Source organism: bacterium (assembly GCA_037131655.1).
Lineage (GTDB): Bacteria > Armatimonadota > Fimbriimonadia > Fimbriimonadales > JBAXQP01 > JBAXQP01.
Map to the genome: position 1 here is coordinate 1 of JBAXQP010000069.1, position 10,751 is coordinate 10,751.

Sequence of the window (10,751 nt, forward strand, 5' to 3'; positions counted from 1 at the left end):
ACCCATAAGGGTGGTAAGACAGCGAGTTGGAACGCGCTTGTGGTCGTCGGCGACAGTAATGGATATGTTGGTGTAGCGCTGGGTAAGGCACGCGGTATTCCTGATGCGATTCGCAAGGGAGAAGAGGCTGCTAAGAAAGCCTTGTTCAAAGTGCCGATGCTTGGCGTTACCTTGCCGCATGAAGTCACTGCGCAGATGGGTAGTTCCATCGTGCTGATGAAGCCGGCATCGCCTGGTACCGGAGTAGTTGCCGGTGGAGCGGTTCGAGCTTTATTGGAAGCTGCCGGTGTGCATGATGTGTTGGCTAAGTCATTTGGTTCGCGCAACGCAATCAATATGGCATGGGCTACGATGCGAGCTTTTGCTGCTTTGAAGGATCCTGATGTAACGGCAAAATCGCGCGGCAAACAACCTGGCTCGCTGATGCCCTGGTATGTAAAAACTGAGGAGGTAGCGCAAGATGCTTAAACTGAAGTTAGTGCGCAGTCCAATAGGGTTCAATTGGCGGCAGAAACGAACCATTAACGCACTTGGGCTGCGAAAAATGAACTCAGAGATGACTCATGAAGATAACCCTGTCATCAGGGGCATGATTGCTAAAGTGCCGCATCTCCTTGAAGTTACGAATTTGTCGGACGGACAAGAACAGTCCACGGCTAGGAGCAAGTAACGATGCAATTACATGATTTAAAACCGGCTCCCGGTTCAACCCATAAGAGAAAACGCGTTGGTCGCGGTATCGGTTCAGGCCATGGCAAGACCTGTTGTCGTGGTACGAAGGGCCAGAAAGCTCGAGATACTGTACCTGCAACCTTTGAAGGCGGCCAAACACCTCTGCATCGACGACTGCCGGTGAGACGAGGTTTCCGCAATCCTAATAAGAAATTCTATGCAGTGATTAATATTGAGCGCCTAGGTGAGTTGTTTGAGGCTAATGATATTATTACGCCCGAAGTCTTACTCAGTAGACGCATCATTAGCGAGCTTCTTGATGGTGTCAAGGTTCTCGGTGATGGTGAATTGAAGGTTGCTTTAAAAGTTTCGGCGCATCTGTTTAGTAAGAGCGCTGAAGAAAAGATTATTGCCGTTGGCGGCGAGGTGACCAAACTGTGAACCTAAAGGATACCGTAGCCTCTGCATGGCAGCTTCCGGATTTACGAGCGCGCATCATCTTCTTGTTCGCGATGTTCGCCGTTTATTCGTTGGGTCTGCATGTTCCAGTGCCGGGATTAACTCCGGCCCAGGTCGATTCCTTTATTGGCAACAACGCCATGATGGGACTGATCGACCTGTTCTCGGGTGGAGCGCTGCGTAAGGTCAGTATCTTTGCGCTTGGCCTTAATCCTTATATTACTGCCTCTATTATTATGCAGCTCATGTCAATCGCTATCCCAAGCCTACATCAAATGCAGCGTGAAGGTGGCGATTATGCCAAGCGAAAAATCAATGAGTATACACGTAAGTTGACTGTTGTCCTGGCCATTTTACAAGGTGCAGGAATAGCAATCAGCATCCTCAGGAGCGCAGGAGCAGCGACTCCGTTTCTTACAGTTAGTATTCTCGTGATCTCTTGGACCGCCGGCGCGATGTTCTTGTTGTGGTTGGGCGAACAGATGACCGAAAAAGGCATTGGCAACGGTATTTCGTTGTTGATTTTTGCCGGTATCGTCTCAAGACTTCCTTATTATATCGGCCAAACTGCAGACTTCTTACGGAACGGCGCGGTTAGTCCTTTTGGTGTTACCCTGCTCGTAGTTATTTTCATCGGAACGATATGGTCGATTGTTATGTTCACGAGAGCACAGCGCCGCATTCCGATCCAGCATGCTCGAAGGATTATCGGTCAGCGTGCTGTTGGTGGACAAACAACCTACTTGCCGCTTTCGCTGAACTCAGCCGGCGTTATTCCGATCATCTTTGCGATCTCCCTTTTGATGTTGCCACAGCAGTTTGCTAATATGGTGCCGCAAGGAGGCTTCCTCTCAACACTTTTGAGTAATTTCGCTAAGTGGTTTACACCTGGGACATCCCAACTTCCGCTTTATTACGCATGGATACCGTCTTTCCTTTATGCGCTTATGATCTTTGCGTTCACTTACTTCTACACCGCTGTAATTTACAACGTGGAGGAGATTGCGGACAACTTGAAGAAGCACGGCGCGTTTATTCCTGGTATCCGTCCCGGTAAACCAACACAAGAGTATCTTGATAAGGTTGTAACTCGTGTAACAGCAGCAGGCGCTACTTTCCTTGCAGTCATTGCGCTTCTGCAATATTGGGTGCCTGACATCACCGGTGTTTCCACTTTTTGGCTTGTTGGTGGTACCAGTATGCTTATCGTGGTAGGTGTTGCGCTAGATACCATGCAGCAAATCGAATCGCAGTTATTGATGCGACAATATGAAGGATTCATTAAATAATGAAACTAGTTTTTCTTGGACCTCCTGGAGTTGGTAAGGGTACTCAAGCTCAGATGATATCTGAAGAGCTTGGCGCGAAACATCTCTCGACTGGAGATATGCTTCGTGAGGCAGTTGCTGGCGGAACGTCTGTTGGCTTGAAGGCGAAAGTCTTTATGGATAAAGGCGAATTGGTTCCGGATGAAGTGATTATTGCGCTTGTGCGTGATCGTATCACGAAGCCGGATTGCGAGAAAGGCTTTATTCTTGATGGTTTTCCTCGCACAACTCCACAAGCCGAAGCTCTAGATGTAATGCTCAATGAGTGTAATATGCTGCTAGATGGGGTTGTATCATTTACGGTCAGCGATAAAGAACTTATCCGACGACTTGGCGGAAGACGCACATGCCCATCTTGCGGAGCTACGTTCCACATTGAGAGCAAGCAGCCCAAAGAAGAAGGCATTTGCACGAATTGTAGCGGCGAGTTGATTACCAGAGATGATGATCAGCCTGAAGCGATCACCCGACGGCTTCAGGTTTATGAGGATAAAACCTCACCTTTAATCGCGTATTATCAGAACAAGGGTCTTTTGCGGACGGTCGATGCATCGGCAAGTCCTGATGAAGTGATGAACAACGTCAGGAAGGCAATAAGCCTTTAAATGTGCATACCCCGCTCTCTTTTAGTGGGAGATAGGGTGAGTTAATGATTTTATTAAAATCTCAGTCAGAGATCGAAAAAATGAGGCTATCTGGTCGTGCCGTAGCGAGAACGCTGCGGATTATGGGTGAAGCGATTGATCCCGGAAAGACTTCGACAGCCGACCTGAATCAGATTGCAGAGTTAGTGATGGCTGAGATGGGCGCTCGCCCTGCCTTTAAGGGGTATCGTGGTTATCCTGCAGCAGCGTGCATTAGTGTCAATAACGAAGTAGTGCATGGTATCCCTGCAGCCCGCATACTGCAGGAAGGCGATATCGTAGGCCTGGATGTTGGAGCTTGCATTGATGGTTATTATGCAGATGCAGCTTGGACTTATCCGGTGGGAACAGTTTCATCTGAAACGCAGCGATTAATGAACGTTACACTCGAGTCGTTGTGGCAGGGAATTGCTCAGGCTAAAGATGGGAATTCCGTTGGAGATATATCACATGCCGTTCAACGGTATGTTGAGAAGAACGGATACTCGATTGTCAAGGATTTGTCTGGTCACGGGATTGGACGTGCTTTGCATGAGGATCCTAGTATTTCAAACTTTGGCAAAGCTGGATCAGGGGAACGCCTCAAATCCGGAATGACGTTATGTATCGAGCCCATGGTTAATATGGGCAATTGGAAAGTTCACAGTCTTTCCGACAGGTGGACTATTGTCACCGATGATGGCAGCTTGTCGGCTCATTATGAGCATACAGTTGCTATCAGCCGTGATGGAGCGGTCATACTGACGACAGAGGATGAAACGTAAGCTAGTACGCTAATTCTTTAAATTTAGATAGCCGCAAAATAATTCACGGAGGTTTTATGCCCAAACCGAAAACATCAGATAAAGAACGTGGGATCCAGGTCGAAGGCAGGGTGACGGAGAAGCTTCCGAACGCAATGTTTCGAGTGGAATTGGAGAATGGACATCTTGTTTTAGGCTACGTAGGTGGCAAGATGCGAATGAATTTCATTCGAATTCTCGAAGGCGATCGAGTGTTGATAGAGCTGTCGCCTTATGACCTGACACGCGGTCGGATCATCTATCGGTATAAATAGCTCAGGACTGAAAAGATTATGCTGCTTGTTAGGGTATAATATCAAACCTTAGTGAGTAGTGACTTCAGTGCGTGAGCTTGAAGTTGATAATGAGTTCGAAATGGCGACAGCAAGGGCGGACAACCGGCTGTCAGGGGTCAGCAATCAGATAATCTGAAGATTGACCCCTGACCGTTAAAGTCCCCCGTAAGGTTCCCCGTGTCTCTGAAAGTCAATTTATGGCCGACAGAGTTACGCTGAGGAGGAGTGGAAACGTGAAAGTCCGAGCATCGGTTAAACGAATGTGCGATAAGTGCATCATAATTAAGCGCAAGGGTGTTGTGAGAGTTCTTTGTATCAACCCCAAGCATAAGCAGCGACAAGGCTAGGTAGGGAAGTTATACTTCTCTAAGTAGGAGGAAGCGATTTGGCGCGTATATCTGGCGTGGACTTACCACGTGACAAAAAAGTTGAATTCGCTCTGCCATATATCTTCGGAGTCGGCTTAAGCCGATCCCGCGATATTTTGAAGGAGACAGGGGTGGACCCTGATAAGCGTGTCCGCGATCTAACGGATGCCGAAGTTGGAAAACTTCGTGAAGTGATTGATCGTGAGTACACTGTCGAAGGCGATCTTCGCAGAGAGATTAATCAGAATATTCGGCGATTAATTGAGATTGGCAGCTATCGTGGTCTGCGGCATCGACGTGGTTTGCCCACGCGTGGTCAGCGCACCCGCTCTAATGCTCGACAAAGAAAAGGTCCAAGAAGAGCAGTCGCTGGTAAGAAGAAGACGACGAAGTAGTACGTATTGCGTAACGCGTATCTTGAATAGGCGTTACGAATTAGGAGAATCGAATGGCTCGTAAAGCAACAGCAGGGACACGGCAGAAGCCGAAAGAAAGAAAAAATATCCTGCACGGAGTGGTGCATATAAGGTCCACCTTTAATAACACGACGGTGACGATTACCGACGTTAAAGGGAACACGATCGCGTGGGCAACATCTGGAACTGAAGGCTTTAAGGGTTCACGCAAAAGTACTCCTTTTGCAGCCCAGGTAGCCTCTGAAAAAGCAGCGCATAAGGCGATGGAACATGGACTAAAGCGTGTAGACGTAATGGTTTGTGGTCCAGGCCAAGGGCGTGAAACGGCGATCCGTTCTCTGCAAACTGCCGGATTGGACGTTCTGAGTATTAGAGACGTCACTCCGATCCCGCACAATGGTTGTCGTCCGCCGAAACGTCGGCGCGTGTAAGGTAGGGGGAGATAGTATTATGTCGGTTGTATGGGAAGCAAAATGTCGATTATGCCGTCGGGCACAACAGAAGCTCTTCCTCAAGGGAGATCGCTGTGTGACGAGAAAATGCGCGATTGAACGCGAAACACGTCAAAAGCCGCCTGGCCAGCATGGCGAAGAAAAACTAAATAAGAAGATAACTCAGTACGGAGAACAACTCCGCGAAAAGCAGAAGCTTAAAAGAGCGTATCTGCTTCGTGAAACTCAATTTGCCACCTACATGGTACATGCCCAGCGTCGAAGAGGTGTTACCGGCGAGAACTTGATCCAGTTGCTGGAAATGCGCTTAGACAACACGGTTTATCGTCTAGGATGGGCTCCTTCGCGTGGCGCCGCACGTCAAATGGTCTCGCACGGTTTCATCACGGTTAATGGCAAGCGTGTGGATATAGCGTCCTGCCAAACACGACAGGGTGATGTGATTGGTATTTATTCGACCAAGAAAGAGACTACTCTGGTTGTTGAGGCATTAAAGCGATTGGCCGTTGCACCAAGGGTCGAGTGGCTTAGTATGAACCTTGATACACTCGAAGGCACAGTTTTAGCTATGCCTAAGCGCGAACAAATAGTAAACGACATCATGGAATCATTGATCGTCGAGTTCTACACACGTTAAGGCAACTTGAGCCGGATTTAGTAGAAAAGTTAACTATTTCCGGGTCGGTACCCGAGGAGGGATTTCTGTGGAAGAGAGAATGCCAACCATCACAACGCTTGATCAGAGCCTGAATTATGGCAAGTTCATCGTTGAACCTTTCGAGCGAGGTTATGGCAATACATTAGGTAGTGCGTTACGTCGTATTTTGTTATCGTCTATACCAGGCGCAGCGATTACGGCAATCAGGATTGATAAAGTCCTGCATGAGTTCTCAAAGATTGAGGGCGTGAAGGAAGACGCTAATCAACTCTTGCTCAATTTGAAAGATATAGCGGTTAAAATTGTAGCTTCTGACCGTTCTTCAGATGAAGAATATACTCTTCGTCTGGAAGTACAAGGCCCAGGCAGGGTAACAGGCGCTGATATTCAGTGTCCGCCAGAAGTTGAAATTGTTAATCCGGAAGTATATATTGCTACAATCAGCGATCCTAAGACTGTATTCGCGATGGATCTATATGTTGGTCTAGGATGCGGTTTTGTAATGCCTAACAAGAGTGATGTTAGTCAACAGACTATCGGAGTTATTCCTTTAGGCGCCCAGTATACGCCGGTACGCAAAGTGAACTATATCGTTGAAGCAACGCGTGTAGGAAACAGAACGGATTTTGAGCGTATGGTGTTAGAGGTCTGGACAAATGGCACACTTGCTCCTCCTGAAGCAGTAAGCCAGGCAGCACAGATACTTGAGCGCTATGTTCGCTTATTTATGGACTTAGCTCAATTTGATGGCGATTCACTAGCGTCTGCTACCGATCAAGACATTGACCCGGCGCTGGCAGCAGTGCCTGATACAAGAATTGAAGGTCTGGATTTCTCGCAACGCACGTTTAACTGCTTGCGAAGAGCAAATCTCTTGTCGTTGCGCGAATTAGCGCAGGTTTCAGAGATTGACCTAATCAATATCCGAGGTTTTGGGAGAAAATCGCTCCTAGAAGTAAAGGATAAATTGGCTAGTTTTGGCCTTAGTCTTAGGCCATCTAAAAATATGGGAAGAAATGCTATTTCCATCGAAGATTTCGACGACGATTTAGACGAATAGAAAAGGTGTTGTATCGATGACCCACCGTATTGGCAAAAGAAAATTAGGATTACCAAGTGATCAGCGTCGTGCTTTATTAACGGGGCTGGTGCGAGCTTTATTCCAGCACGATAAAATTCGCACGACTCAAACTCGCGCCAAAGAGGTGCAGAGTATCGCTGAGAAACTGGTTACGATGGCTAAAGGCGATACTCTTGCGGCTCGCCGCGAGGTGCGCAAAGTTCTGGCGGGGCATACCGCGCCACAACCGCGAAAGCGTTTGAAGAACCTTACCCCAGAGCAGATCGCTGTGCGCACATTGTCAACCGGCGAAACTCTTGTGAAGCATGTATTCGATAATGTCGTTCCACGCTTCATAACTCGACCTGGCGGTTATACACGTATTACTAAACTTGGTTTGCGACGGGGCGATGCCGCTCCGTTAGTCGAACTAGCGTTCCTTGATTAGTTTAATAAGATCATGCGCAACCTGGCGCTGAAGGTAGAGTACGACGGCACAGAGTTTTCGGGGTTTGCCAAACAACCTGACGTAAGGACGGTACAAGGCGTACTCAGTGAAGCTATTGGACGTGTCGTCGGCCATAAGGTTGAGTTAATTGGCGCTGGGCGTACTGATGCTGGGGCACATGCTGTGGGGCAGGTGGTCAATTTTTATACTGACCATCCAATTCCTGCATGCCGTTTGCCGATTGCGATTAATAAGACTATCGCAAGAGATGTTTTTATCCGGAAGGCGAATGAAGTGCCTATGGAGTTCAGTGCGCGTTTCTCGGCTGATACGAGGCTGTATCGGTACACGATACTTCAACGTAAAGTTCGGTCTCCTTTTGCAGGCCGATACGAGATGATTGAAAAGAGACCACTTGACGTGCAGCGTATGAATAATGCGGCACTAGCGCTAATAGGCGAGCATGATTTTTCGGCATTTACGATTGAACCGATGGGCTCGAGAAGCTTTCGCAGAGTCATCTTTGGCGCAAAAGTTACTGGCGCATCAAAGCGAATTCGCTTTGAAATCGAAGGAACCGCTTTCTTGCGTGGAATGGTGCGCATGATAACGGGTGCGCTTATTGAGATTGGCATGGGAAGCCGTGAAGAAGACGAATTATCGCGATTGCTTGATAACGATAAAGCAGTAAGGACCACATGGGTGGTTCCCGCGTGCGGATTATGTTTGATGAAAGTCAAATATTCTGAGTTTTAATATGAATGGAATGTGCGAGGATAAATCGCACTATCGGAGGCATGATGTATCGGACTAAGTTCCTTCTCCAAAACGACATAGAGCGAAAGTGGTATGTGGTAGACGCTTCAGGTCAACCGATTGGAAGACTTGCTGCCCGTGTTGCCACTCTACTTCGCGGTAAACATAAACCGACCTTTGCTCCTCATCAGGACGTTGGCGATCATGTGATCATTATCAACGCAGGCAAGGTGCGATTAACCGGCAACAAGAAAGATGAGTTGATCTATTGGCACACCATGTACCCAGGCGGGTTAAAATCAGTAAAACGTGGTGATTGGCATGAGCATCGCCCAAAGAAGTTGCTTGAGAAGGTTGTCTGGGGAATGATGCCGAAGAACCGTCTTGGCAGGGCAATGTATAAGAAACTAAAAGTTTATGCAGAAAATGTGCATCCGCATCAGGCTCAATGTCCTGAAGAGATTGTGGTTAAGTAGGAGAAGATATGAAGGTACCGTCAACAAGTTACTATGCAACAGGCCGACGAAAGAACGCTATAGCGCGTGTTTGGCTTATACCTGCCGGTTCAGGGCAGATCACGATTAACAAGCGCGATGCTTCTGAATATCTTGGACGTGTTTCACTTGAAGCAATCGTTAATCAACCATTGCAGCTCGTTCGCATGTATGGCAAGGTTGATATCTTGGCTACAGCCGAAGGCGGCGGTATCGCCGGTCAAGCAGGCGCTGTACGACATGGTATCGCACGCGCTTTAGTAGTGTTAGACCCAAACCTTCGTCAAACCTTACGCAGAGAAACTTATTTAACTCGTGATCCACGTGTTAAAGAACGTAAAAAGTACGGACGAAAACGTGCACGACGCGGGTTCCAGTTCGTCAAACGATAATTTCGCAATCGAATCGAGGGCAAAAAGGGACGAAGGAATTTGTGTTCCCCCTTTTTGCCTTTTTGTTTTTTGCTGTAATTGCGGAAACAATGAGTGTCAGCAGGCGTCAGTTTTCTAGAAGAATGTAGGAGCAGGGATGTTTCGACGAACCGTTATCATTTTAGCCATTCTCATTTTATGCCTTAACCTTGTGGCTTATGCTCAGAAGAGCAACGGCCGCTTGGCTGTCTGCAAAGTTCAAGTGACTTTGAGGGCGTCTCGTAACTCCTATTCGTATGCCTTTTCGAGTGTTCCCGCCGGTACTTGTTTAGTTGTAGCGCGTGTTCGCGGAAAGTGGGCAGGCGTTGTGATGCAAGACGGCAGAATTGGTTGGTCCCCGTTAGCATCTTTTCAGTTGACCGATTATCAAGTCGTTTATAATGGCGGTTGGCAGGTAAAAGGTTCGCGCTCACCAGTTACTACAAGCGGTAATTCTGTTACTTCATTGGCGCTTAAGTATCTTGGTGTGAGATATGTTTGGGGAGGTAACACACCGGAGCAGGGAATGGACTGTTCAGGGTATGTTAAAAACGTCTTCGGCAAACTTGGGGTCAAATTGCCACGTAGAGCCACTCATCAGATGGCGGTTGGTCAGGTGATTTCCCGTTATGAAGACTTAAAACCCGGTGATCGTCTCTATTTCAGTGATCGCAAGCATACGCGAATATCGCATACCGGTATCTATCTAGGCAAAGGCTATTTCATCCATGCCAACTCGTCCGCCAAAAAAGTTTCTATCAGCTACCTTATCACCAAGCGTTGGATGAGCATTTGTGTCGCCGCAAGAAGATAGAGGCATTAGCAGTCTTTTTGAAGTCGAAATAGTTGGGTAATTTGACCTGATTGAAGCTTATCTATTGTAAGCACTTCTTTGGTGCCCCGTACTGAATTTCCGACAAATACACGAGTTGCTTTTTCTAAGTCATTCAATGTTAAAACACGTTCGGTGACTTGTCCTTCGGCCAAAAGTTTCTTTCGCCATACCCCCGGCAGTAATCCGCTACTTAAAGGAGGCGTGTACTGTTGGCCATCAATCTCAACAATAATATTGCTGATTGCACCTTCAGTCAATTCACCTCTTGTACTTGTATTGGTGTAAAGCAAGTCATAGTAGCCATCCTTGCGAGCTACCTTCAGGTCTTCATCGTAAGCTTGGCGATGGGTGGTTTTGTGGTAAAGGAAAATGTCATCCGGATTTGTCTGCCTAGATGCAACTAATAGCTTAACAGGATGATTTGGCTGCTCATCAATTTCATCCCACTCGATATCGATAACCCCTGTTTTTGATACCAGAAGCCTGATTTTCGCGGTTCCTGTAATAGCTTGAGTTGTAGCCGCCAAAGCTTCCCTAATGTTCTTTTCAGAATATGGCCGTCCAAAGTAGATGGCAGATTGGCTGATGCGTTCCAGATGCTCCTCTAAATGAACAATACCCTCATCGCTTTTAAATAACATTGTCTCAAGAAGGTGAAATTCCTTTGGTATTG

The 10,751-nt window shown here is 47.4% G+C and carries 18 protein-coding genes; 17 read left to right on the top strand and 1 reads right to left on the bottom strand.

Annotated elements, in window-relative coordinates:
- From WCO51_04825 to WCO51_04905, 17 genes are all read left to right on the top strand, one after another.
- Positions 1–468 (top strand): 30S ribosomal protein S5 (locus tag WCO51_04825; GenBank protein MEI6512582.1); only part of this gene is annotated, 468 nt, incomplete at its 5' end.
- Positions 461–670 (top strand): 50S ribosomal protein L30, encoded by a 210-nt coding sequence (gene rpmD / locus WCO51_04830; GenBank protein ID MEI6512583.1) that lies wholly within the window; start codon positions 461–463, stop codon positions 668–670. The genes WCO51_04825 and rpmD, both read left to right, overlap by 8 nt.
- Positions 671–672: 2 nt before the next feature.
- Positions 673–1,113, top strand: coding sequence for a 50S ribosomal protein L15 (rplO, locus tag WCO51_04835; protein MEI6512584.1), 441 nt, complete (start codon positions 673–675; stop codon positions 1,111–1,113).
- Entirely contained in the window at positions 1,110–2,420 is a 1,311-nt protein-coding gene (gene secY / locus WCO51_04840; protein MEI6512585.1) for a preprotein translocase subunit SecY, read from the top strand. The genes rplO and secY overlap by 4 nt, the downstream gene beginning before the upstream one ends.
- Positions 2,420–3,064 (top strand): adenylate kinase, encoded by a 645-nt coding sequence (locus tag WCO51_04845; protein MEI6512586.1) that lies wholly within the window; start codon positions 2,420–2,422, stop codon positions 3,062–3,064. The genes secY and WCO51_04845 overlap by 1 nt, the downstream gene beginning before the upstream one ends.
- 44 nt (positions 3,065–3,108) lie before the next feature.
- The gene (map, locus tag WCO51_04850) at positions 3,109–3,867 is read left to right on the top strand and encodes a type I methionyl aminopeptidase (protein MEI6512587.1); all 759 of its coding nucleotides are present in this window, start codon (positions 3,109–3,111) and stop codon (positions 3,865–3,867) included.
- 56 nt (positions 3,868–3,923) lie between these two features.
- Complete coding sequence (infA, locus tag WCO51_04855) at positions 3,924–4,160, top strand: translation initiation factor IF-1 (protein ID MEI6512588.1); 237 nt, start codon at positions 3,924–3,926, stop codon at positions 4,158–4,160.
- 254 nt (positions 4,161–4,414) lie between these two features.
- Positions 4,415–4,528, top strand: a complete 114-nt coding sequence (gene rpmJ / locus WCO51_04860; protein MEI6512589.1) for a 50S ribosomal protein L36 — start codon at positions 4,415–4,417, stop codon at positions 4,526–4,528.
- Between the two features lie 38 nt (positions 4,529–4,566).
- Positions 4,567–4,944, top strand: coding sequence for a 30S ribosomal protein S13 (rpsM, locus tag WCO51_04865; protein ID MEI6512590.1), 378 nt, complete (start codon positions 4,567–4,569; stop codon positions 4,942–4,944).
- 53 nt (positions 4,945–4,997) lie between these two features.
- Positions 4,998–5,396, top strand: coding sequence for a 30S ribosomal protein S11 (gene rpsK, locus WCO51_04870; protein ID MEI6512591.1), 399 nt, complete (start codon positions 4,998–5,000; stop codon positions 5,394–5,396).
- A 19-nt stretch (positions 5,397–5,415) separates the two neighbouring features.
- Complete coding sequence (gene rpsD / locus WCO51_04875) at positions 5,416–6,054, top strand: 30S ribosomal protein S4 (GenBank protein MEI6512592.1); 639 nt, start codon at positions 5,416–5,418, stop codon at positions 6,052–6,054.
- Positions 6,055–6,121: 67 nt separating this feature from the next.
- Positions 6,122–7,135 carry a DNA-directed RNA polymerase subunit alpha gene (locus WCO51_04880; GenBank protein ID MEI6512593.1) on the top strand — a complete coding sequence of 338 codons (1,014 nt, stop codon included), beginning with the start codon at positions 6,122–6,124 and terminating at the stop codon, positions 7,133–7,135.
- 16 nt (positions 7,136–7,151) lie between these two features.
- Positions 7,152–7,583, top strand: a complete 432-nt coding sequence (gene rplQ / locus WCO51_04885) for a 50S ribosomal protein L17 (GenBank protein ID MEI6512594.1) — start codon at positions 7,152–7,154, stop codon at positions 7,581–7,583.
- 12 nt (positions 7,584–7,595) lie between these two features.
- On the top strand, positions 7,596–8,339 hold the full coding sequence (gene truA / locus WCO51_04890; GenBank protein MEI6512595.1) for a tRNA pseudouridine(38-40) synthase TruA: 744 nt from the start codon (positions 7,596–7,598) through the stop codon (positions 8,337–8,339).
- A 44-nt stretch (positions 8,340–8,383) separates the two neighbouring features.
- Entirely contained in the window at positions 8,384–8,815 is a 432-nt protein-coding gene (gene rplM, locus WCO51_04895; protein MEI6512596.1) for a 50S ribosomal protein L13, read from the top strand.
- An 8-nt stretch (positions 8,816–8,823) separates the two neighbouring features.
- Entirely contained in the window at positions 8,824–9,225 is a 402-nt protein-coding gene (rpsI, locus tag WCO51_04900) for a 30S ribosomal protein S9 (GenBank protein MEI6512597.1), read from the top strand.
- Positions 9,226–9,361: 136 nt separating this feature from the next.
- Positions 9,362–10,057 carry a C40 family peptidase gene (locus WCO51_04905; GenBank protein MEI6512598.1) on the top strand — a complete coding sequence of 232 codons (696 nt, stop codon included), beginning with the start codon at positions 9,362–9,364 and terminating at the stop codon, positions 10,055–10,057.
- A 5-nt stretch (positions 10,058–10,062) separates the two neighbouring features.
- On the opposite strand, the gene WCO51_04910 is transcribed toward WCO51_04905, so the two are convergent.
- The coding region (locus tag WCO51_04910) for an aminotransferase class IV (GenBank protein MEI6512599.1) at positions 10,063–10,751 on the bottom strand (689 nt) is incomplete at its 5' end.

Excerpts from the sequence above, each read along its gene's own strand:
- rpsK (MEI6512591.1), top strand. The coding sequence starts at position 4,998 with ATGGCTCGTAAAGCAACAGCAGGGACACGGCAGAAGCCGAAAGAAAGA.
- rplM (MEI6512596.1), top strand. The coding sequence starts at position 8,384 with ATGTATCGGACTAAGTTCCTTCTCCAAAACGACATAGAGCGAAAGTGG.
- truA (MEI6512595.1), top strand. The coding sequence starts at position 7,596 with ATGCGCAACCTGGCGCTGAAGGTAGAGTACGACGGCACAGAGTTTTCG.
- rpsI (MEI6512597.1), top strand. The coding sequence starts at position 8,824 with ATGAAGGTACCGTCAACAAGTTACTATGCAACAGGCCGACGAAAGAAC.
- rplO (MEI6512584.1), top strand. The coding sequence starts at position 673 with ATGCAATTACATGATTTAAAACCGGCTCCCGGTTCAACCCATAAGAGA.
- rpsD (MEI6512592.1), top strand. The coding sequence starts at position 5,416 with ATGTCGGTTGTATGGGAAGCAAAATGTCGATTATGCCGTCGGGCACAA.
- WCO51_04905 (MEI6512598.1), top strand. The coding sequence starts at position 9,362 with ATGTTTCGACGAACCGTTATCATTTTAGCCATTCTCATTTTATGCCTT.
- rpmD (MEI6512583.1), top strand. The coding sequence starts at position 461 with ATGCTTAAACTGAAGTTAGTGCGCAGTCCAATAGGGTTCAATTGGCGG.
- map (MEI6512587.1), top strand. The coding sequence starts at position 3,109 with ATGATTTTATTAAAATCTCAGTCAGAGATCGAAAAAATGAGGCTATCT.
- infA (MEI6512588.1), top strand. The coding sequence starts at position 3,924 with ATGCCCAAACCGAAAACATCAGATAAAGAACGTGGGATCCAGGTCGAA.
- WCO51_04845 (MEI6512586.1), top strand. The coding sequence starts at position 2,420 with ATGAAACTAGTTTTTCTTGGACCTCCTGGAGTTGGTAAGGGTACTCAA.
- rplQ (MEI6512594.1), top strand. The coding sequence starts at position 7,152 with ATGACCCACCGTATTGGCAAAAGAAAATTAGGATTACCAAGTGATCAG.